General features: G+C 33.1%; 23 protein-coding genes and 1 pseudogene. 9 read left to right on the plus strand and 15 right to left on the minus strand.

Annotated elements, in window-relative coordinates:
- Positions 1 to 4: 4 nt before the first annotated feature.
- The 14 genes and pseudogenes from QOX35_RS14445 to QOX35_RS14510 form a co-directional block, all read right to left on the minus strand.
- Positions 5 to 538, minus strand: a complete 534-nt coding sequence (locus QOX35_RS14445; protein WP_135106448.1) for a UpxY family transcription antiterminator — start codon at positions 536 to 538, stop codon at positions 5 to 7.
- Positions 539 to 965: 427 nt separating this feature from the next.
- Positions 966 to 2,174: a site-specific integrase gene (locus tag QOX35_RS14450; protein ID WP_283687519.1), complete on the minus strand. Its 1,209-nt coding sequence runs from the start codon at positions 2,172 to 2,174 to the stop codon at positions 966 to 968.
- Positions 2,175 to 3,052: 878 nt separating this feature from the next.
- Positions 3,053 to 3,871: a glycine betaine ABC transporter substrate-binding protein gene (locus QOX35_RS14455; RefSeq protein WP_283687520.1), complete on the minus strand. Its 819-nt coding sequence runs from the start codon at positions 3,869 to 3,871 to the stop codon at positions 3,053 to 3,055.
- Entirely contained in the window at positions 3,868 to 4,749 is an 882-nt protein-coding gene (locus tag QOX35_RS14460) for an ABC transporter permease (RefSeq protein ID WP_283687521.1), read from the minus strand. The genes QOX35_RS14455 and QOX35_RS14460 overlap by 4 nt, the downstream gene beginning before the upstream one ends.
- 2 nt (positions 4,750 to 4,751) lie before the next feature.
- The gene (locus QOX35_RS14465) at positions 4,752 to 5,969 is read right to left on the minus strand and encodes a quaternary amine ABC transporter ATP-binding protein (protein WP_283687522.1); all 1,218 of its coding nucleotides are present in this window, start codon (positions 5,967 to 5,969) and stop codon (positions 4,752 to 4,754) included.
- Positions 5,970 to 5,974: 5 nt separating this feature from the next.
- Positions 5,975 to 6,517 (minus strand): hypothetical protein, encoded by a 543-nt coding sequence (locus tag QOX35_RS14470; RefSeq protein WP_283687523.1) that lies wholly within the window; start codon positions 6,515 to 6,517, stop codon positions 5,975 to 5,977.
- A gap of 14 nt (positions 6,518 to 6,531) precedes the next feature.
- The gene (locus QOX35_RS14475) at positions 6,532 to 7,143 is read right to left on the minus strand and encodes a hypothetical protein (RefSeq protein WP_283687524.1); all 612 of its coding nucleotides are present in this window, start codon (positions 7,141 to 7,143) and stop codon (positions 6,532 to 6,534) included.
- 476 nt (positions 7,144 to 7,619) lie between these two features.
- Positions 7,620 to 7,988 carry a VOC family protein gene (locus QOX35_RS14480; RefSeq protein WP_283687525.1) on the minus strand — a complete coding sequence of 123 codons (369 nt, stop codon included), beginning with the start codon at positions 7,986 to 7,988 and terminating at the stop codon, positions 7,620 to 7,622.
- Between the two features lie 90 nt (positions 7,989 to 8,078).
- Positions 8,079 to 8,873 carry a helix-turn-helix domain-containing protein gene (locus tag QOX35_RS14485; protein ID WP_283687526.1) on the minus strand — a complete coding sequence of 265 codons (795 nt, stop codon included), beginning with the start codon at positions 8,871 to 8,873 and terminating at the stop codon, positions 8,079 to 8,081.
- Positions 8,874 to 8,962: 89 nt separating this feature from the next.
- The gene (locus QOX35_RS14490; RefSeq protein WP_283687527.1) at positions 8,963 to 9,823 is read right to left on the minus strand and encodes a GNAT family N-acetyltransferase; all 861 of its coding nucleotides are present in this window, start codon (positions 9,821 to 9,823) and stop codon (positions 8,963 to 8,965) included.
- 19 nt (positions 9,824 to 9,842) lie between these two features.
- Complete coding sequence (locus tag QOX35_RS14495) at positions 9,843 to 10,574, minus strand: DNA alkylation repair protein (protein WP_283687528.1); 732 nt, start codon at positions 10,572 to 10,574, stop codon at positions 9,843 to 9,845.
- Positions 10,575 to 10,600: 26 nt separating this feature from the next.
- Complete coding sequence (locus QOX35_RS14500) at positions 10,601 to 11,143, minus strand: GNAT family N-acetyltransferase (RefSeq protein ID WP_283687529.1); 543 nt, start codon at positions 11,141 to 11,143, stop codon at positions 10,601 to 10,603.
- 167 nt (positions 11,144 to 11,310) lie between these two features.
- Positions 11,311 to 11,633 (minus strand): annotated as a pseudogene (locus tag QOX35_RS14505) (RNA ligase family protein); the annotation flags it as partial.
- Positions 11,629 to 12,090 carry a hypothetical protein gene (locus tag QOX35_RS14510; protein WP_283687530.1) on the minus strand — a complete coding sequence of 154 codons (462 nt, stop codon included), beginning with the start codon at positions 12,088 to 12,090 and terminating at the stop codon, positions 11,629 to 11,631. The pseudogene QOX35_RS14505 and the gene QOX35_RS14510, both read right to left, overlap by 5 nt.
- A gap of 326 nt (positions 12,091 to 12,416) precedes the next feature.
- Here QOX35_RS14510 and QOX35_RS14515 point away from each other — a divergent pair, with 326 nt between their 5' ends.
- From QOX35_RS14515 to QOX35_RS14540, 6 genes are all read left to right on the plus strand, one after another.
- Positions 12,417 to 12,821 (plus strand): VOC family protein, encoded by a 405-nt coding sequence (locus QOX35_RS14515; protein WP_283687531.1) that lies wholly within the window; start codon positions 12,417 to 12,419, stop codon positions 12,819 to 12,821.
- 9 nt (positions 12,822 to 12,830) lie between these two features.
- Positions 12,831 to 13,772, plus strand: a complete 942-nt coding sequence (locus tag QOX35_RS14520; protein WP_283687532.1) for a helix-turn-helix transcriptional regulator — start codon at positions 12,831 to 12,833, stop codon at positions 13,770 to 13,772.
- On the plus strand, positions 13,769 to 14,242 hold the full coding sequence (locus tag QOX35_RS14525; protein WP_283687533.1) for an AraC family transcriptional regulator: 474 nt from the start codon (positions 13,769 to 13,771) through the stop codon (positions 14,240 to 14,242). Before QOX35_RS14520 ends, QOX35_RS14525 begins: the two co-directional genes overlap by 4 nt.
- Positions 14,243 to 14,325: 83 nt before the next feature.
- Positions 14,326 to 14,802 carry a DUF1905 domain-containing protein gene (locus QOX35_RS14530; protein WP_283687534.1) on the plus strand — a complete coding sequence of 159 codons (477 nt, stop codon included), beginning with the start codon at positions 14,326 to 14,328 and terminating at the stop codon, positions 14,800 to 14,802.
- A 12-nt stretch (positions 14,803 to 14,814) separates the two neighbouring features.
- Positions 14,815 to 15,240, plus strand: coding sequence for a DUF3788 family protein (locus QOX35_RS14535; RefSeq protein ID WP_283687535.1), 426 nt, complete (start codon positions 14,815 to 14,817; stop codon positions 15,238 to 15,240).
- Between the two features lie 358 nt (positions 15,241 to 15,598).
- Entirely contained in the window at positions 15,599 to 16,933 is a 1,335-nt protein-coding gene (locus QOX35_RS14540) for a tyrosine-type recombinase/integrase (protein ID WP_283687536.1), read from the plus strand.
- An 85-nt stretch (positions 16,934 to 17,018) separates the two neighbouring features.
- Here QOX35_RS14540 and QOX35_RS14545 read toward each other — a convergent pair whose 3' ends face one another.
- Positions 17,019 to 17,780, minus strand: a complete 762-nt coding sequence (locus QOX35_RS14545) for a response regulator transcription factor (protein WP_283687537.1) — start codon at positions 17,778 to 17,780, stop codon at positions 17,019 to 17,021.
- A 295-nt stretch (positions 17,781 to 18,075) separates the two neighbouring features.
- On the opposite strand from QOX35_RS14545, the gene QOX35_RS14550 reads away from it, so the two are divergent.
- The 3 genes from QOX35_RS14550 to QOX35_RS14560 are packed head-to-tail and all read left to right on the plus strand — an operon-like array spanning position 18,076 to position 21,870.
- Positions 18,076 to 18,771, plus strand: a complete 696-nt coding sequence (locus QOX35_RS14550) for a hypothetical protein (RefSeq protein ID WP_283687538.1) — start codon at positions 18,076 to 18,078, stop codon at positions 18,769 to 18,771.
- Positions 18,669 to 19,433 (plus strand): HesA/MoeB/ThiF family protein, encoded by a 765-nt coding sequence (locus QOX35_RS14555; RefSeq protein ID WP_283687539.1) that lies wholly within the window; start codon positions 18,669 to 18,671, stop codon positions 19,431 to 19,433. Before QOX35_RS14550 ends, QOX35_RS14555 begins: the two co-directional genes overlap by 103 nt.
- Before the next feature lie 34 nt (positions 19,434 to 19,467).
- On the plus strand, positions 19,468 to 21,870 hold the full coding sequence (locus QOX35_RS14560) for an outer membrane beta-barrel protein (protein WP_283687540.1): 2,403 nt from the start codon (positions 19,468 to 19,470) through the stop codon (positions 21,868 to 21,870).
- Positions 21,871 to 22,036: the final 166 nt, after the last annotated feature.

A 22,036-nucleotide genomic window follows, 5' to 3' on the forward strand; every position in this document is an offset into this window, starting at 1 on the left:
CACCTTATGATATAACTTCAATCAGGTCAGTTTCTATCTCGGCAGTTACAACAGCAGCAATACCTTGTATAAGAACTACCACTCGCCTACTTCGCACACCTTTCACTTTCACAAAAACACCTTCAACACCATCAAAAGGACCACCAAGTACCCGTACCAAAGTTCCTTTTCTCAAATCGACTTCCTCTGGTTTTAGGTAAGTCATTTTTTCGTGGCAAATACTCGCTACAGCAATGAAGCGTTTCATTTGATCATCAGGAACTATAATTTTTTCTTTACTCCTCGAGTCGATAATGTACTGAAGGTATTCGGTTTTTGACTTGACCTGTTTAATAGCTGTTGGCGTGGCGTGAACAAAGATCAGATTCGTAATAGCAGGAACCAGTTCTCTCACTTTACGACCATTTTTCATAGTGAGTGTATAATGCATAGGAATAAAACTCCGAATGCATTCCTTATCCAATAGTTTTTTTGTATCCATTTCTTTGCGGAATATCGCACGCATAGCGTACCAACTCGGAATCTCTTGCTTGTACATAAGAATGAATAGTGTGCTATTATCTGGAACTTTATAAGGTTTTATTTCAGATATGAGCATAGCTCTGGTTCCATGAAATATTACAATATAATGTATTCCAATTAGTTATAGATATAAAGTGTATAATACAGCAGATTTTTTATTTATTTACAACACACTTATGTGTTAAATAAAAATTCTCAATAAGTAGTTATGATCTCGCTGTATGCACATCTCTTGCTAAGAGATATGTTTTTATTGTATTAGATTATTTATCAAGTATATACGCAAACGGATAGAAAGCTTTCACTAAACATTTTTATATTTTAAATAATTTCCTTAAAAAAAGCTTCAGAACTATCTTCTTGTTTTCAATATTTTGTATACTTTTGCAGCATTAAACATATCTCTTAGCAAGAGACATCTACATTTAAGAATCATTTTAATACTACAATAGAGATTTAAGTATCATATTGTTAGCCCTATCTATTATAGATGTATCTAATGCTGCTAGATAGATCTGTGTGGTTACTTCTGAATCATGCCCCATTCCTTCACTTATTACCGTAACAGGAATATTCTTACTTTTTGCTATACTAGCCCATGAATGACGAGCCACATACATAGTTAAAGGAATAGATAGTCCTAATTTACTTCCAATAATTTTCAAATTACGGTTTATAAGGCAAGACGCATTCTTGTATTGACTTCTTTCATCTTTCTCGGCACTTTTAATAATGGGGAGTAAGTATGAAGACTCATTAGGAGGATACTTATCTACAATATCCTGCATACACTGCTCCCATTTAATAAATAGTTGCTGACCTGTTTTTTTTCTACGATAAGACAGCACTCCTCCACTAAGATCTTTCTTCTTGAGGTAAGCCATATCTACAAACGACATTCCTCTTGTGTAGAAACTAAATAGAAACATATCACGCACATAATCCAATGTTGGGTAAGGAGCCAGATCCAAATCTCTGATTTGCTTAATGACTTTAAAAGAGACTGCTCTTTTAATCGTTTTTTCAATGCCGGTATATACATATCTGAATGGATATTTCTGTTCTGTCAAACCTTTCTCCACACTACGATTATACACAGCTCGAAGTATCCTCATATAAAATGATGAACTATTCTGACTTACACCATTAGATCTTAGGTAAGCCTCATACTCTGTCATTAGCTCCGAATTAATGTCGTAAGGATATAAATCCTTTCCATTTCTAAAATGCATAAAACTATTTAAGGTAGTTTTATATGTCTCACTGGTTCTAATTCTACCAAATTGTTTGAGTCGGACAATCAACTGCTGCATAAAGACAAAAAAGGAAGTTCCTCGAATCTGCTTTTCAAAACTTGAGACAACTTCATCTACCGTATAAGAAACTCCTCTTTTACTAAATACGTCTATAATATTTGCAAGCCTTTCTGTATCCCATACTATCTTTTCTTCTATAGACAGGAGATAATTCTTTCTATTTTCATCAAACAGAGGCAGGATAATATTTGCACCACGTTTGTTCCACTCACCAGGAAAGATTTTATAATCTGTATTTATCTGCCTGGTTACTCGATTATGAATAAGTTGATAATAGAGCGCACCTTCCCTATTTTCGACAATGGAAGGTCTGATTTTCACTTTTACTGATGTCATGATTTACTAATTGAAAACTAATTATTTATATTACTTTGCTTTGTTTTCTTTCAACAAATATGAATAGGCAGAAATTTAATCGCCTATTGACTTGGATCCCAATAATAGAATCTTAGTATATTTCTATACTATCAGATATACCTATTTGAGACTTGTCATATTTCACCAAAAGACACTGTTCACATATTGGAAAAGGAAATTTTGCTATTTTCCTCATCCAAAAATGTATAGGATGAAAACTTTTGGTTTCTTTTTTATAACGCTCCTCACAGTTTAGCTTTTAATTGAATTTGAAGGATAGTTTAAATTCGCGATTGGCATACTGTTGCGATTATGTTTCTTGAAGGCAGTTCTTCTTACTGTTCTTACTATATCTTTGCTTACTCCGATAATAATTCTATACATTTATAAAAGTCTTTTTGATGTCTCTATAACTGAAATCTCTTTCAATTTGTAAAACATTAGGTACAATATAATTTCGAAGAAACGGTACTCATTCAATCTTATTTATACATCTCTAAATTTATAATCAAACATAATCTCTGATTTTTTAAGATTAAACCGTAAGTCAAAAGGCTTTTTACAAGCCTTCAGAACAGCTTTTTTTCGAATCGCAAATTTAATACATTCCCTTGTCTGGATGGTTTATTTTTGGCTTTTTAAGATTTCTTTTTGAGGCCTATCGGTAAGTTTGTATTCATTTTTTAGCATCTCACATGTCTTTGCGGCTCGTTTACATAATTGTTGTTAAGGATGATTAATTTTCATTTACCATTAATCATTAATTGTTTTTGAAAATAGGAAATGCTCATTTTGGAGTATAGTGTAGTTTTCTTATTTGTATATGTAAAAGTACCCTCCTCCACCCATCATTTTTATTACAGAAAAGTCCGGTGTTTTTCAAAAAACACTTTAGCTCCAATTTCAGGATTCTTATCCATACTTACATCAATTATCAGTTCGTGTAATAGCTTGTCATCTAATTTAAAATTCTCAAAAAAAGCAGCAATTTCGGGCTTGTCTTCTTTAAACCCGCGCCGAGATATAACCTGAATATTATCTGTAGGATATATACCTTTTGGATCACTCAATTTTTTGAGTTCGAATTCAGTCCACATAAAATGTGGTTTCCAACCTGTTATTACAATCCATTCTTTATTTTTCTCTGCCTTTTTCAAGGCTGTTATCATAGACGTTTCGGAAGAGGAAATCTGAGAGTAATCGAGATTATAAGCGGTTATTGCTTTTTCTGTATTAGCATGGATTCCTGCTCCTGAAGCAATGCCATAGATTTTCTTGTCAAACTTGTCTTTATTTTCATTCAACTCTTCTATAGACTCTATATTAACGTAGGCAGGAACAACAAGCCCGGTTATACCATCGTCAAAAACAGTTCCTAATACATCTAGTTTATGCCCGTATTTAGCCCAATAATCTTTTTGTGTATGAGGAAGCCATGCATCCATGTATATATCAGCATCACCACGAGATAGAGCTGTATAAATCGGACCTGGTTCTATACGCTTTAAGGTTACCGTATATCCTTTATCCTCTAACATAACCTTTGCCAAATATGTAATAGCGATACCCTCCGCCCAGTTGGGGTATAATATCAGTACATCTTGTTTATGACGAGGCTCACAAGATGTAAGACCGAGCAATAAGACTGAGAGTAGAATGTATATTATCTTATTCATTTCTGTTCCTCCTTTTCTTTTCCTAAAAGCTGTGTCATTCTATCTAATATAATCGCTAGTATTACAATACAAAGCCCTGCTTCGAAACCTAAAGCAACATCGGCCTGCTGAATACCTGCATATACACTTTCGCCCAGTCCTCCGGCTCCTACCATTGAGGCAATAACGACCATCGATAGAGACAACATAATTACCTGATTAATACCAGCCAAAATAGTCGTCATGGCTAATGGCATCTGGACTTTGAACAAAGTCTGACGTCTTGTACAACCAAAGGCAACAGAAGCTTCTACAACCTCTTTCGGTACACTCTTTATTCCCAGAGCTGTCATCCTAACAGCCGGAGGCAATGAAAAAATAACCGTGGCCAAAACACCCGGCACATTACCTACCGAAAAGAATAAAATTGCCGGAATCAAATAAACAAAAGCGGGCATTGTTTGCATAAAGTCTAGTAATGGGCGAATTATAGCATAGGCTTTTTTATTGTATGCGCACCATATACCTAGAGGTATGCCAATCATCAACACAATAAGCGTCGCTACCAATACCAGGATAAATGTATCCATTGTTTGTTCCCAAAAGCCCATCCAGTAAATAAGCAGGAGCCCTAACACACAAAAGAGTGGGAATCCTATCAGTGTTGCTATATTGTTTTGCCAGGATTTATGATTTCCTAAAGATTTCTTTTTAATAATAAAAGCGATCAGTGCCACAATAGCAATAATCATGTAGAACGGAACATAACCAAGAAATTCTTGTAATACATCAACGCTATTATCTATCATAATGGTTATCTGACGAAAGAGCGGTGCTGCTGTATCTGACAACCAATCTACAAAACGTTCTATATACTTACCTATATCTAGTTTATTCATATTTAACTTGCATTTTCTATTATTTCTTTAACAGCTTCTTCGTCATATCCTGTAACCATAGCTACTAGATCAGAATATCTTATACAGCCTATTAGCCTCTCATTACAGTCAACTACAGCCAAAGGATATTTTTGATTTATAAACAATGGGAGCATATCCGATACAGAGTGATCTTCCATTACTTTAGGAATATCCATCAATATAGATTCCAATCCCTTTTCTCCGGCAGCAATTTTACGTTCAACATCTTTTTTTCTTACATAGCCCTTAAACTTGTTATCCTCGCTTATAACTGCCACAAATCGTAAAGTGTGACGCTCCATCAACCTCAATGCCGATGCCAAACCATCCTTACCTAACTGCACTCTTGCTCTAAATGGTTCCATTATTGTAGAAGCTGTTATAATTTTAGATAAATCAACATTTCCGATAAAAGCTTTTACATAATCATCAGCAGGGTTCATCAAGATATCCTCCGGGCTACCTTGCTGAACAATCACCCCATCTTTCATAATCGCAATAGTGTTTCCTAACTTTAAAGCCTCATCAAGATCGTGTGTAATAAAGATGATGGTCTTTTTAAGTTTTTGTTGAATATCCAACAGATCGTCTTGCATTTGTGATCTGATCAGTGGGTCTAATGCACTAAAGGCTTCATCCATTAAAAGAATCTGAGAATCGGTTGCTATGGCTCGGGCAATTCCAACACGCTGCTGCATTCCGCCACTCAGTTGATAAGGGTATTCATTCTCATAGCCCGACAGACCAACTATATTTATTATTTCTTTTGCTTTCTCATAACGCTCTTTCAGATTTATATTCTGAATCTCGAGGCCAAAAGCAACATTGTCTATTATTGTCTTATGAGGCAAAAGTCCAAAATTCTGAAACACCATTCCTACTTTTTTTCTGCGAAGATTCAACAACTTAGATTTATTCATTTTTGTTATATCTTCTCTATCGATAGAAATGCTACCTGATGTAGGTACATTCAACATATTGAAGCACCTGAGCAAGGACGATTTTCCACTACCCGACAAACCCATTACAACAAATATTTCGCCTTCTTTAATCGAAAGACTTACATTATTCACTGCAATTGTACACTTTGTTCTTTGGTGAATTTCTTTTTTTGATTTTCCGCTTTTCAGCATTCTTAGAGCTTGCTTCTTGGCTGTTCCAAATATCAGAAACAAGTTCTTCATTTCTATTTTATTCATATTTATTATTGATTAAAATAATATCCTATATTTATATTAAAGCGACTATTCCATCTGGCATTTGCAGTCCCTTTACCTAGACCTTCTACAAAGTTAGATGTCAGCCACGGTTGATTTTTACCCAAAGCGAAATCAACATAGGTATATATGGGCCCCATAAAGACAAGTGCTCCGGGAATAAGGTGTTGTGTATTAAAATATTCTTTTTTGTATTTATCTACTATCGAATAGTCTATATATGGTTGTATATATTTTATAAATTTTCTGTTAATAGGTATCATATATGCTAATCCTAGAACATAAATATTTCCTTTCGTAGCCACATCATAAGCTGCACCATAAGCAGCCATCTGGAGGATGTCCAGTTTTTCTTTATTATTACCCTGAGCATTATAATTATATGAGATAAACTCTCCTTTAAAATTCCATTTATTATAATCAGCGACTATATGTAATGCAGTACTAATTCCCCATTTTCGACTATTAAGCTCTTTATTATATATACTTCCTAGTTGTCCGGAAACGCCGAACTCGATATTTTCATTCAATTTATATCGGGTTCTTAAATTGAATTGATCCAATTCTCTGATATTTGCATCCACCAGGGTATTACCGACATAACCTGTAGTAGGAACGACAGCATAAGAATACCTGCCATTGCCAAATCATTATCCAAAGTATTATCCGAAATAAAACCCTTTGGAGCTGCTTGTCGGAAATAAGCAAAATCAAAACGCCATTGACTTAATTGATATGATAAGCCTATCCCTGTGTTATACGTATCTTCCAATCCCATATAATAGGGAATCTGAAACCACCACGAATGGGACGCAAAATCTCCTATTCCGAAAGGTTTTTGAAATACACCTCCTTTGATATACAGGTTCTGATCAATTTGGTATCCGATATAACCATGATGTAAGAAGTGGGTCTTAGAGTCCGGATAGAAACGATATTGAAAGCTTAAATCAAATCCTGATTTATAGGCATCGGCTGACAAATACCACGTATCGAGTTTTATATAAGTATTTAAAGCTTTATTACTTTTTTCATAATTCTCTACTGATGTGTTAAAACGAATTGCTCCACCCAATTTGAAAAAATCTTCTTTTTCTTGTGCTCTCAGAGAAGATACAAAAATGGTTATAGCGCAAATAAATAATATCCTTTTCATTATCTGACGGATTGATCATAAGAATACCCTCTTTGAAATAATCAAAGAAAATAATCATTTTTGAAATGCTATCTTGCAAAACAAAGGGGGCATAACGCTACTAGTTAAAAGTCAATTTTAAAAGACTCAATACTACATTATGCGATATTAATAAATAGAATCCAGAGCATAGATACGACTGTATACCAAAGAATTTCGGTCTTGATTTTATTAAATAGTCAACTCTAGATTATTAGAAGATTTTCTCCTAACTGCCCACAAAGTTAACAAAAATCTATAATGACAGAAAGGAAATAGATAAATAATCAAAAAACAGGTTTCATTTTGATAGTATAAGTAGGCATATTCTTCAGAAAAGCAAAGAGAGATAATGACTCTTTTTAGTAGTTTTTAATTTTGCTGAAAACTATAAATAAACAGAACTGGCAGAATATAAAATCTTACCAGTTCTCACCTATAAAGATCTATATTTTCAGCTATTTATCCGAGTATAAACCTATACTGTTTCCTTCACTGTCGATGAATGTAGCAAAGTACCCTACCCTTTCGGCTTCAATCTTTGTTTTTGGGATAATTCTTTTCCCTCCGCTTTTCACTACATTATCTAATGATGTTTCGATACTTTCAACAGAGAAACTTATCAAAACCCCATCTTTTGAAGGGTTAAAGTCCGGCGTGTAAGATATAGCTCCGGGACATTTACCTGATTCTTCGGGAAAGAATGCCATTTTCTCATGACCGAAGTCCATAGCGTTAAAACTTATGCCTAGTACCAATTCGTAGAATTTTACAGCTCTATTAAAATCTACAGAAGGAATTTCAAAAAATGCAACTTGCTTTTTCATTTCATTTTTGATTTTTAATGAATAAATATTGACAATACAAAACTAAAAATTGCATTTCCCTTATACTTGGAAAAAAAGGACATCTATCTTTTAAAGAGAAAAGTAGTCGGAATATGGATCACATATCGCAAGATATTCACCCGGAGTATATCCCGAAAAATGTTTGAATTCACTTATCAAATGCGATTGATCGTAAAACTCACAGATGTATGCAAGCTCTGTTAGATTTGTAGAAGGTTTGGTTTGTAAAATATATAGTGCTCGTTGAAAACGAATTACCCTCAGGAATTCTTTAGGATTCAACCCTACATATTCTGTAAAGATACGTTTGAATTGCTTATAACCTAGACAGCTGATACCAGCCAAGGACTCAATTCCTACATGCCCCATATTAACAGCATTTACTGCGGCTTTCATTCGCCTCAAATTATATTCTTTGGAATAAAAATATTGCTTCTTCAAGAATGATTCAATCATTTGGACGCACACTCTATTATCGTATGTATCCAGAAGTAGTTTACCCAGCTCCAATATTTCAATATTGTCGAGTAAGTCAAGCGCAATAGACTGTTCTTTAAATTCGTGCATCGGCTCTTTGAAAAACATGCGTGCTCCAAATGCATGAAACGTAACGCAAATCATATCAGTAATACCTGATTGAATGAGGTTGGAATATGTAGTAGATTGTCCACTAATAAACATCTGAGGTAAAAGACTATTATTGCACTCTATTGACAGAGGGCTTCCCCGATGGAAGAATAGATTGATGTTCCCGGTTGGTATTATACCTTGCACATGATTTGCCGCATTTGCTTTTAAGAACCAATAGTTCTTAATGTAAGGCGACAATTCAATACTTGGCTGTACAACTTCAAAAGAGTCCATCGTACAAAGATAGTTAACCTCAACTTTGATAAATTGTAAAAAAGGGACATTTATAAGCAAACTGAATCTATAAAAGGAAATCGTCAATTTTAAATTTTTCTGATCATTTCAAATTGTTTTCCTTTCACTTCAATATTCTTTGCTTTTATAAAATTTGTCATCGAATCACATGATACATCCGTATTCACAATTTTCAGAATCGAATTTTTATTCAAATTTAAAATCTCTTTTAATAATAGAGATGCAATCCCCTGCCTTCTATATTTTTTGTCAACAGCTATTTGAGTAAGATCTCCCGATATAGGTTCGAAAACACAGTATCCGACTATTCGTCCATCGACAAATACTCCCAAACAAATAAAATCATCAACAGCCCGCTGTATAGATTCAAAACTATTCTGCCACGAAGGAGTAAAATCCCAAAATTCAGTAAACAAATCCAATTGATCGATACTTATCCGTTTAACCGAATATAAAGTATCTGATTCTTTTATAAGATTGCTTATATGCTCATTTGTTTGCATCGCATAATAGAATTCACGAGTTACTTCAAATCCAAGATTTCTGTATACGGAAACAGCTTTCGTATTGTGTTGCAACACTTCTAGCAAATATTGTTTAATCCCGGCTTCTCTTAAAAATGGTATAGAATATTCAAAGACCTGAGTAGCTAAACCTTGTCCTCGATATTCTTTCAGAGTTCCTGTTCCCGTATCGTATGCTGTGCGTATTCCTTTGAAGTCTCCAATTCCATTTAAAGTAAATGCAACTATTTTATCTCCATCAAATGCAGCGAACGATAATTCAGGATCAAATCCTCGCCTTTTAAGCATAGTTTGGAGTTGCACCTTATTGATTTGTACTTCATAGTTAGCAAAAGCTTGATCAAATGCTTCATATATTACGTCGAAGTGTATATCTTTCAATGACTTTACTTTTATTTCTTTCATATCTCACTCAATATAATTTTCACTTTTTCATAACTTCTGCTTTCATATTTGCGGGCATTTTTTCTATAGCATAACGTAAGGCTGTACGAGGCATTACTGATTTATGTTTCATCACATAATCAAACACTCTTTTCTGATAAGTTTCACTTTTTTTCTGTGTTTCGCTCGCTGCTTTCAGCATCCAACCATATCCCTTTTGTACCAAATCATCTTTATCTAAGAGCAATATATAAGCAATTTCAAACACATCATCTAAAAATAGACCTTTACGGGCAGGAATAATCAATGTAACGGCTGCTGCCCGCTTTACCCAACGACTAGAAGATTTTGCCCATTTTTTCAGTTCTGATATATATTCGGGATACATCATCACGAATGTACCGATAGTATGATTACAGAGAGTATCGCAATCAGCCCAGTTATTAACGTAGTTGTGTAACCAATATTCGAAAATCTCAAAATCAGCAGGTTCATATTGTTTATGTAATGATTCTGCCCAAACGCAAGCAACAACCGATTCTTCCAAGTAACCGGACTTCCAAAGGTCTTCACATAAGCCGAATATTTCCTGTTTAGAAAGCCCCTTCATCTGTTTAAGGCTCTCCTTCGCTATTTTAGTGACTTCCCCCATTCGCACACCATGCACCTTAGCAGCTTCCCCTTCTTTGAAAAATCGAGAGCTAGTATTAAGTGTACTTTCATCAATACACATTATCAATGACTGACGAACCTGTTCTACTATATTGTCCATAAAAAATGATAAGCAATTAAACGATACTAGCTATTTGGTCTTTTAATTTCATAAAGAAGATGCTTGCACAAAGGATTCTCTTTTTCTATTTTGGGATGATCAAAATACCCTTGAAGGTGCATACCAATTCGTTTCATTACTTCTTCAGAATCAACATTTAGTATAGAGGTAAATGATACAATCTTATCGAAGTTTAAAATATCAAAGCCATAATTAAGGCATGCTGTTGCAGCCTCAGTAGCTAATCCTCTCTTCCAGAATTCCTTTCTAAACCTCCAACCTATTTCTACACATGGCGTAAAATAAGAGTCAAAAGTAGGGATGGAAAATCCGGTGAATCCAATAAATTCTTCCGTAGATTTTTCCTCGACTACAAACAGTCCAAAATTATGTTTCTCAAAGTGTAACTTAATTCTATCTATAAAATCCAGAGTTTCTGAATAAGATAAAGTCTTAGGAAAAAACCTCATAACATCCTTATCCATATTCATTGCTGCAAACGGCTCAATATCTGAATCTTTCCAATGTCTTAATCTCAACCGATCAGTCGTCAAAATATAATCTGTCATTTTCTCTTTTAATATCAATTGATGATGATAGTTATGCTATTCTTTGAAGACAAAATATCTTTTTTAACTGATATTTATCCACAACAGATTTGTAAAACAAAGTTATCATAATTTTAATCCTTAATATCTTTCATAGTAAAAGAAATAAGTACTTCTTTATTGTAAAGCTACTGCTCCCATACCAACTTAGCCCGCTTCCAATTGCGAGTCCAGTGCTTATCGGTTTTCACATGACCTTTGCGGACGTATTTGAAAACATTATGCATAAATTCCGAAACGGGATATTCTCCAATATTGCGAGAGACAACTCCAACTCGGGGACTATAGGAAAATCAAACATTGATGCATAAAACTTCACTTCTTCCCATGAAAGACATTTATCCATCTGGCGCGCGGCGAAAATAAAATAATGTTCTTCGATACGTTTATACTCAATAGAGTGAAGAGCATAAAGGTTTTCTCCCAAAAGCTCTATATCTCCTAAATCATTCTAAAAACATCTTATTTAAACTTGTATCAAAAAAAGACAGATTATATATAACAGATTCTGAGTAACCCTCTCTTGTAATCTTAGCTATCCATGTAATTACAGATGGACTAGTAACTACATGAGATATATCTATAGATACGTCCGGATATTTGCTCTGTATCTCCACAGAAGACGCTGACAAATCTTTAGTCAATATTGCATATTCTATTTCAAAATGTTTTTTATACGGTTCACTCAGGGATCCTATTCCTGCTATATTTTTAGAATCAGTTAAGTCTAGTAATACTCCATCAGCTTTGACAGGAATGCGGCTACCGTTAATAGTAACAGAGGTTATACCAAGTAAATTGTAATCCGCCTTTTGCTCCGGAGCGTTATCTTCACTGCATGAAAAGAAGGTAAAAACGGTAAGAATTAACACAAAACAGTGACACAAACTAACTTTTATATTTTTCATTAGAATTTATTATTTAGTAGTTAACTTTATATCTATAAATTATTGGATCTTAATCCAAGGTTATTTTTTAAAATCGCACAAAATTAACTATTATTTACTAAATAAACGTGAATTTTAATACAATGTTTCATAGAAACATTTATCATTCATGTAACTTACTGTTAGTGAATTCAAAAGATTATAAATACTAATTTTTAGTATTGTGTTCTCTTCTATATCTTTAATATACCTGTATATTTTTTACAATTGAAAAAACTTGCTGACATACTGTTGTCATAATGGGGTGATACATTTGCATTATAGTCAAATTTTAAAACATCAGAATTATGAAAATTAAACCTTACCTGTCATTTAATGGCAATGCAGAAGAAGCACTTAACTTTTATACAGGAGTATTTAATGGTACTGTCGGAGAAATTTTTCGCTATGGAGAATATCAGGCAATGGAAAGTCCTGCCGAATACAAAGACAAGATAATCCATTCCGACCTTGACTTTAATGGCTGTACTATCAGCATGGCCGATCTTTTACCGGACACAAAGGCTTACTTTGGCTCTCTGGGACATACACTCACTATATTTTGTGACACAGAGGAACAACTGAAAGACATTTATACTAAATTAGGCATCGGTGGGCAAATAAAATGTGAACTTAGCCAACCACCTTATGCCAAACTTTATGCCGAAATTATCGATAAATTTGGCGTACTTTGGGCATTGATTATAGAATAATAAGAGAACATGAATAAAGAGTTAAATCGACTTGATCGCATATCGGCACTACTGGTACAATTACAGTCACGTCCCGTTGTTAAAGCGTCTGAAATGGCAGAACGCTTCGACGTGAGCCTGCGCACAATATATCGTGACATGCATACATTGTCTGAAGCTGGAGTGCCGATATGCGGAAATTCGGGAGTTGGTTATTCTTTAATAGAAGGCTACAGGCTACCTTCGCTCATGTTTACCAAAGAGGAAGCAATTGCTTTCCTCACAGCCGAAAAAATTATCGAGCAACTTACCGATACCCAAAACAGCAACTACTTTCGCCAAGGAATGGATAAGATACGAGCTGCTTTACGATCTGTGGACAAGAAATATCTCCACGATATGGACGACAGTATAGCCGTATATAAAAGTCGGAATGCCGGAGAAAGTCTACCGAATATAATGCAAACGATCTTAAATAGTATAAACGACAAGTTGGTCATAGAAGTAGACTACACGAATGCAGACGAAAGTAAGACCAGAAGAGCATTAGAAGCTGTGGGCATAACCTATTCATACCCTCGCTGGTATTTATCTGCTTGGTGTCACTTACGAAAAAGCTACCGAATATTCAGATTGGATCGTATCGGCAACATAAAAACAACAGAAGATAAACATACAAAAGTTCATCCTGCTCTGGAATCACTCCTCGGATGTGATGATCCTCAATATTTGACCGAAGTTGTTTTACGTACAAGTAAAGAGGTTTCTAAACATTTTGCCGACCGATGCTATTTTATGGGACTGACCGAAGAGAAAGAACTTGCAGACGGACGGATAGAACAAACCTACATGGCTTACTCGCTCGAAGGACTAGCTAGATGGGTGTTGGCAAATGCCGATACAACAACGGTTGTTAAACCCGTTGAAATAAAAGAGATTATTAAACAAATAATTGAAAAATTAGACTTATGAAAATAAATAGCACAGAGATAAAAAATCTCGAACCGATAAAGACAATTGCAATTTCGCATACAGGAGATTATTCAGGTATTGGAAACGTATTTGAGAAAATAGCCGCATGGGCTGGAGCCAATAATCTTTGGGAGGCTTCTCCTAAAATGGCCGGAGTTTATCATGATGATCCAATGAATACCCCTGTCGAAAAATTACGTTCGGAAGCCTGTTTGGAAGATCTTTCGGGCATCGAACCCGAAGATGGGATGAAACGTTATACAATAACTGGTGGCAAGTATTTTGTAATGCAGGTAGAGGTCACAATGACCGAATATGATGAAGCCTGGAAGAAGGTATATGTGGACATTAACGAAAAAGGATATGAATGTGACTCAAGAGACCACTATGAGTTATATGTGAGTTGCGATGGAGATGTTCAAGATCCCAATGCACCATGGATAGTAGAATTACGCATTCCTGTGAAATAAGCACCTTCACAACAAAATAACAATATGTAGAATAGCTGTGTTGTATATGTTTAGCACAGCTATTTTTATATTATCTTTAAAAGATGGAAATAGAAACACCCTTAGTAGATAAAGACTATCTATTATTAAAAACTGAAGGTAAAGGAGCTTGGACTTTTATTGAAATACCTGAAATACCCATGCCTAAAACATCTTTCGGAATGCTAAAAGTAAAGGGAAAGATAGATGATTATGCGTTTTCCAATACACACCTAATGCCTATTGGGAATGGACATGTGGGGTTGGCTGTTAGAGCTGAAATAAGGAAAAAGATAAAAAAGCAAGCAGGTGATATAGTACATATCACTATTTATGAGGATAAAACATCTTTAACAATCCCTCAAGAACTACTTCTGTGTTTGGAATATGAAGATGGAGTTCTTGGAAAATTTGAGATTTATACAGACGGGCAGAAAAAAGCATTTATAAATTGCATTAATTCTGCAAAAACGGAACAAACTAAAGCAGATCGGATTGCCAAAACTATCAGCATGATACAAAAGGGAGAAAAATTTTATTAACCTATAGAACCAATGGAAGGACAAATGCTATTAAGAGATGCGGATATATTCCCATCAGACAAGATTCTTGAAGATGCACTAGGTGAAGGGTTCAACGTATTAGTGTCTTTTCTTGAAGCTGTTACAAACAAAGAATATAGTCTGATTATTGAGTGGAGATACTATAATGATGGTAAAGCATGGCTAGGTAAGGCAGTGTATAAGAAAAAAACTATCTTTTGGCTTTCTGTATGGGAAGGCTTTTTCAAAACGAGCTTCTTTTTTACGGAAAAGCACCTTGAAGCAATTGCAAAACTTGATATTTCGGAAACGATGAAGGATGAATTTGCTAAAGCAAAAACTATTGGGAAACTAATTCCGATGATTTTTGATGTAAATAAAGAGAATCAGCTTGGCGATTTATTGACGGCAGTTCGGTTCAAGAAAAGTCTGAAATAAAGAATCTATAAAGAACTTTTCTCAATCAAAGCATTATCTGATATAACAAAAAAGACTTACAACGAGCTGTAAGTCTTTTTCATTGTAGCGGGACCGAGAATTGAACTCGGGACCTCATGATTATGAAAAATAAAACAACCTATTTTCTGATATTTCATATTTCTACTTTTTGTTTATTAATAATTGATTATCAATAATTTAATTGAATATTTTTTGAGTTTATTTTTGTTATATATATGTATTTTTATCTATATTTGCACGAGTAGTATGTACATAGTATGTACATTTATTTATCTTAAATAAAGGACTTGAATGCTATTAAGGGATAGTTAGTATGTACATTAATAGACACAACCATATGAAAGAAAAAATAGAAACCATTAACCAAAAACAAAAAGACAATGTAAAAATTGCAAGCTTTTTAGATACAAGAAGAGCCAATTATGATGGGTTGTATTTTGTCAGAACTAGGGTTACTTTGGTGAAAAAGCAAAAATATTACCCTACAGGAATAGCTATGACTATTCAAGACTGGCAACGGTTACCTAAAGCTAGAGAATCTAAGCTTGTAGAGGCTAGGCGAAGTATAGAAGCGTCATCACAAGTAATATTTAATGCAGTTAAACAGCTCTGCGAATTTAATGCCTTTAGCTTCGACAGATTAGAAACATTGTTAGGTAGAGGAGATAAACAGAGTGTTAATACAGCTTTTAAACATAAGATTCAGAAACTAATTGATGCAGACAAACTAAATACTGCTGAGTTTTATCAGGGTGCTTTAAATGCTTTCGTTTGTTTCAAATGTGGTAAGTGGTGTAAACGAAAAGAAATGCAGAAATGTAGTAAAGATATTCTAGAATTAACTTTTCACGATATTACTGCTGAACAAATGCAACGATTTGAGAAAGAAGCATTAGAACATGGATATACGAAAACAACTATTGCTATGCGTATGCGTGCCATGCGGACAATTTGCAATATTGCTTTAAGTGATGGTACAATAAGACCGAGTGATTATTGTTTTAAAAAAGGCTCTCAAAAATCATATACCATAAAAAAAACAGGTAGCAGAAAAATAGCATTGACATTGGATGATATTAAAATAATAGCAAATGTTTCTATAAAAGAAAGGAATCGTAAAATGTCAAGAGATTTATTTTTATTTTCTTTCTGGGCTAATGGAATGAATTTTGCCGACCTTATTCGTTTAAAATGGTCTGACTATAGCAGAAAGACAAATGAGTTTACGTTTATTAGAGAGAAGACAAAGAGTACCGCTACGGAGGATCTGTATATATCTTTTCCTTTATTTCCAAAAATGAAAGAAATTATTGAAGAGTGGGGTAATAATATGAATAAAGAGAGTTATGTCTTTTCATTTCTGAAAGGTGATGAGTCATATGCTGATGAAATAAGACTGACAAAGAATATTACTTATGTTGTTAATAGTAATATTAAAAAACTTATCAAGTCTATAAATGATAATTTACCCGAAGAAAAGCATCTTCCTGAAAATGTAAGCACATATGCGGCTCGGCATTCCTATGGGACAATATTGGCTCATAACAGAGTCCCTGAATCTTATATTGGTTTTGCTTTGGGACACTCTAATAAATCAGTAACAGGTTCGTATATTGAAGGATACAGCATAGAAGACAGGCTTCAATATAATTCCTTACTACAGTTTCAATAAATAATTATCTTTGAATAGCCTATATAGTTGAAGAGTAGACCGATATAATAAAATTAGAGTAATCCCCGGTTATAGAAAAATGAGCTTATATTATATAATTATTATGAGCAAATACGATAGCTTCTGTAATATTTTTTACATTAAGTTTTTGATAAATATTTTTCTTATGAAATTTAATTGTATTTATATTAAGATAAATTGTTTCAGCTATTTGTTTATTTGATAAACCTTGTGCAGAAAGCTTAAGTATAACGTTTTCTATCTTTGATAGGGAAACAACTTCGGTCGATCTCCATCTTTTTCCTTCAAAGGAATATCTTAGTCTATGTAGAACCCCAGATTTATTAATATATACGTTTCCAGATTTTTTTTCTGTAGATAGCATTACAGAACATAGAGCTAGCCATATATTACCTTTTGGTGTTAGCAATATAGGTGTTAATTTATGATTAATCATTGTTGTTGATTTGTTCTTTTGAAGTAATCTAAAGTCATATGAAATTGTAAATTTAAGTCTGTCTTCTATTGGTTGTTGATAAAAGAAAGCAAATCCTTTTTTATTTATTTCAAGTAACATATCTATATCTTCTTGGGGTAAGTTTTTTTCATAAAATGAATATCCCATTTTTAACACATCTTCTCTTAAATAACCATTTAAAAATAAAGGATTTTGAGAAACGTATAAGAATCCTCTACTTAAATAGTTAATAACATATAGGCTTTCCCCTGATACTCTACTCATTGCATCTAGGGTATCAATGAGTAGTTGTGATATTTTATAATCAATAGTACCATTGCATTCTTCATCAGTAACCCCTTCAAAAAAATCGTCTAAATTGAATAACATAAATTCTTCATTTTAAATAGATATGTAAAGATGGATTATAGTATTTTTAGTAAAAAAAGAAAAACTACCCAAAAGGGTAAAGGTAGTTATTATTTAATAAAATATTTTTGTATACATAAATAAAACAGAACTCATATTCAATAAATGCTCGTTTTTTAGTGATTCTCAAATGTTTTCTGTGTGTTTAAAATTTGATTTTCATATTATTACGGCTGTATTTGTGATTGGTCGCTAATCATCTACTTCAAACTTTATTCTGTAAGTTTCTAATAAATAACAATTTAAAGTTTTTATCATGGAGTGCTTAATACGTCAATTTGAGAATTTTTCTTTATGGAGGTTTTCCAATGCAAGTTTAAAGGAGGCTTCAAATTTTATAATTGAAACAAATTATAAATCTCATTTGGGGTATTATCCTACAACTATAAAAAGGGAAATTGAAGAGTTATATGAGAGAGAAAAATGCTGGCTTCAAGATTCATTTTTTTATGGAATAAGAAATAATCAAGGAAATATAATAGGAACTATTAGAACTTTAAGATGGACTAAAAAATATGTTTTACCAATACAAGCAGTATTTGATATTAATATTGACAATATTCAAGAGAAAGAAACTAAAACGCCGAATATCTGGCATATTGGTTGTTTAGCTATTGACTCTTTTTCTTTAGGGAAGGCTAGTTCTGTTATTTTAAAAATATTATTGGTACAAGCGTTATTTCATATCTGTTCTAATGAATCAATAATGTTTGCAGAGTGTGATCGTAAATTATATGAGAAAATAAGATTGCTAGGTATATATATGCTTCAAGCAGGAGAGTCTAAAAATCATATTGGTTCTGAAACAATTCCTGTCTATAATATATCAAGAAATTTAAAACCTTTTCTATGGAAACAACAAAGGTATCTTTATATAGCAGAAACAGAATCTATATTTCAGATGAGGAACAAGAAAGAATACGAAACTACCGAATTCTTGTTGGAGGAGTAGGTTTGGGGAGTGGAATAGTAGAATGTGCATTAAGGCTTGGTTTTGAGAATATATGTGTTATTGATGGAGATTGTGTAGAGGAGTCTAACTTAAATAGACAGAATTATTTAATGTCTGACATAGATGAGTTGAAAACTAAGTCAATATATAACAGATTAAAAGCGATAAATCAAAATGCTAATATAACATATCATTCAATATTTCTGACAGAGGAAAATCTTGAAGATTATGTATCATTAGATGCATATGATATTGCGATTAATGCTCTTGATTTTACATCGAATGTTCCTTTTCTTTTTGACGATGTATGCCTAAGTCACAATATTCCAATATTACATCCTTATAATTTAGGGTGGGCAGGTTGTGTATTTATCATAAATAGAGAAAGCTTGAAGTTAAATACATTTTATGATACATGTGAAGGATTTGAGGCATATTTTGTCTCCTATGTAATAACACATTTGAAACACTTGAATAATCGAAAAAAATGGTTGGAAGAAGTGCTTGAGGCTTATTCACTAGAAAATAGAGAATTATCTCCCCCACAATTGGCTGTTGCCTCTTGGATTGTGGCAGGGATGTGTACCAATATCCTATTTAATATAGCAACAGGGAAAAATATTAAATTGTTTCCTGAATTTTATTTTGCATCAATTATGTAATTGACATCCTTAATTTAATAATAAAAACAAGTCTGTGAAAAATAACGTATTTATAATGAGAGTATTATTTCTTATCTTGCTTCTACTCATTGTTCCTTTGTTACATAGTCAACAAATCAAGAATTTTTGTTTAGAAGGTGTATTGTTTGATACATCAAAAAGAGCAGTAGATTACGCAACAGTTACAATTCTTTCTGAGGTTGATTCTTTGTACGTTAAAGGAAATATTAGCAACGAAAAAGGTCAATTTAGAATTGAAAATATTCCATCCGGAAGATACATACTATCTGTTACCCATTTATTGTATAAACGCAAATACGTTAATATCGAAGTACAAGAAAATACAATACTTGATTCCATTCTAATGGAGGAAAATGTGGTTGGATTAGATGCTGTTACAGTTACGGCTAATGTTATTCAACAAAAAAATGATAGATACGTAGTATTCTTACAAGGAAACCCGATAACAAAAGGAAATAATACAAAAGAGGTACTTACATTGTTACCTGGTGTTACCAATGAAGAAAATTCCTTAAAAATTAATGGCCGAGATGTTTCCGAAATTTATGTTGATGGACGAAAACTAAGGGATAGAAATGAGTTAGATGCAATTCAGGCTGAAAATATTGATAAAGTCGAAATTGTACATATGAGTGGTAGTGAAGAGAGTGCTTCGAGTATGGGAGGGATCATTAATATCAAATTGAAGAAGATGTCTAATGGAGGATATTATGGATCTGTTTCGAGCGATTTTTCTGTACATTTCAAAGGGGGACATTATTCAGATAATATAAATGCATCATTGAATTACAGGAATAAAAATCTGAGTATATATAATTACACATATTTTGGACATTTAAAAAATATTAGTCAATATAATATTTACTCCCATTACAAAGAGATAAATAAGTATATTGATATGCAGACCGATGGTAAAGGTTGGACAAATTCTTTCTCTGATAGATTGAGTTTAACCTATGATATTACTAACAGACATAGCATAGGTGGTAATTTTAGATTGGGAATAACTAACGGAGAGCCTATCAATAGATCAGAGTCTACGGTTAAAAACAATGTTGGTGAAAGGATAGACAGATCTGAATCGATAATAGAAGAAAAGTTAAGAACTAGGCAATATCAGGCGGCCTTAAATTATGATTGGATATTAGATGATAAGGGTTCAAAAATAAAATTTATCATTGACTATTTAAGATACAATAATAAAAGGATACGAGGTAACAGCTATTTATACAATCTGGATAAAGATAATGGGTATGAAGAGAATACTAGTGATCGATTAGATGATAGAACTGATATGCTAGAAATAGATACTAGGTTGGAGCAAAGAATAAGTGATAAATCGCAACTAGATATTGGTCTTAATTATAGTTTGAATAATTCAAAACAGTTTTTAGACTATAAAAAATGGGAAAATAACATTTGGGTGTCTGATCTTGATCTTAGTGATAATTATAAGCTGAAAGGACAGAATTATGCAGGTTTTGCTTCTTTTTCATCGATGATTACAAAAAAAATTACTTACAAAGTGGGTATTAGAATACAGGAAAACAAAATTGAATACAATTCTGTAAAAATAAGCAAACAGAATTCTAAAAATTATTGGGGCATATATCCTACGCTTAACTTAATGTATAATATTAATGAACAAAAAGGGAACTCAATAAGCCTTTTCTATCAAAAAGCTATGGATCCAATTCCATATAGCGCGATCACGCCTGTGGTAATCTATAATAATGAATATTTATATACTAAAGGTAATCTAGATATAAAACCTGTAAATTATCACCTTATTATGTTAGGAGGAGCGATTAATGGTCAATGGAATATTAATTATCTATTCGGATTTAGTAAAGATGTTTTGTTCTTTAAAACCTTCCAAGACGAAAAGGACCCATTAGTAACCTATACTATGCCTGTTAATGATGGTAAGAATTATATGCAAGCCTTGTCTCTGGATAGAACCTTTAAAATAGCAAAATGGTGGAGTTTAAAAGCTATTGGACGAATACAATGGCTAAAATATGAAGGAGTAGATATAAATTCATCAAGTTGGAAACCTTATTTAGCGATTAATAATAATATGGACTTTGACAATGGCTGGGGTGGGAATCTCTCTTACTATTTAGAACCGACTTATAAAACACAGGATAGAATATATAAAACAGTACATGGTATAAATGGGAAAATATATAAATATTTATTGGATAATAAATTATTGTTGAATTTAAACTTTACACTGTATCGACATAATAGAAGAAGGATTACAAATACTCTTGATATATGGTCAAAAAGGCACTATACAACAAATGAAACCGGATTTATGATTAAAGTCATTTATAACTTTAATGGAGGCAGAAAAGTAACAACTAAGCAAAGCAAGAGTATACAAGATTATTATGAGTATAAAGATAATTAAATAGATGTACATCAATCAAGGGAGTAACTCGAAAATCCTATAAAGAGTAGAGATAATATTATTTTTTTAATCATGGAAGAGAAAAAAGTATTAAAAGTTAATGAGGATATAACTCCTCTAACTTCAGATGAAGAAAACTCGTTTAAAGGTGGATATGGAGTTGTGG

The sequence above is a fragment of the Dysgonomonas sp. Marseille-Q5470 genome (assembly GCF_951230145.1).
Lineage (GTDB): Bacteria > Bacteroidota > Bacteroidia > Bacteroidales > Dysgonomonadaceae > Dysgonomonas.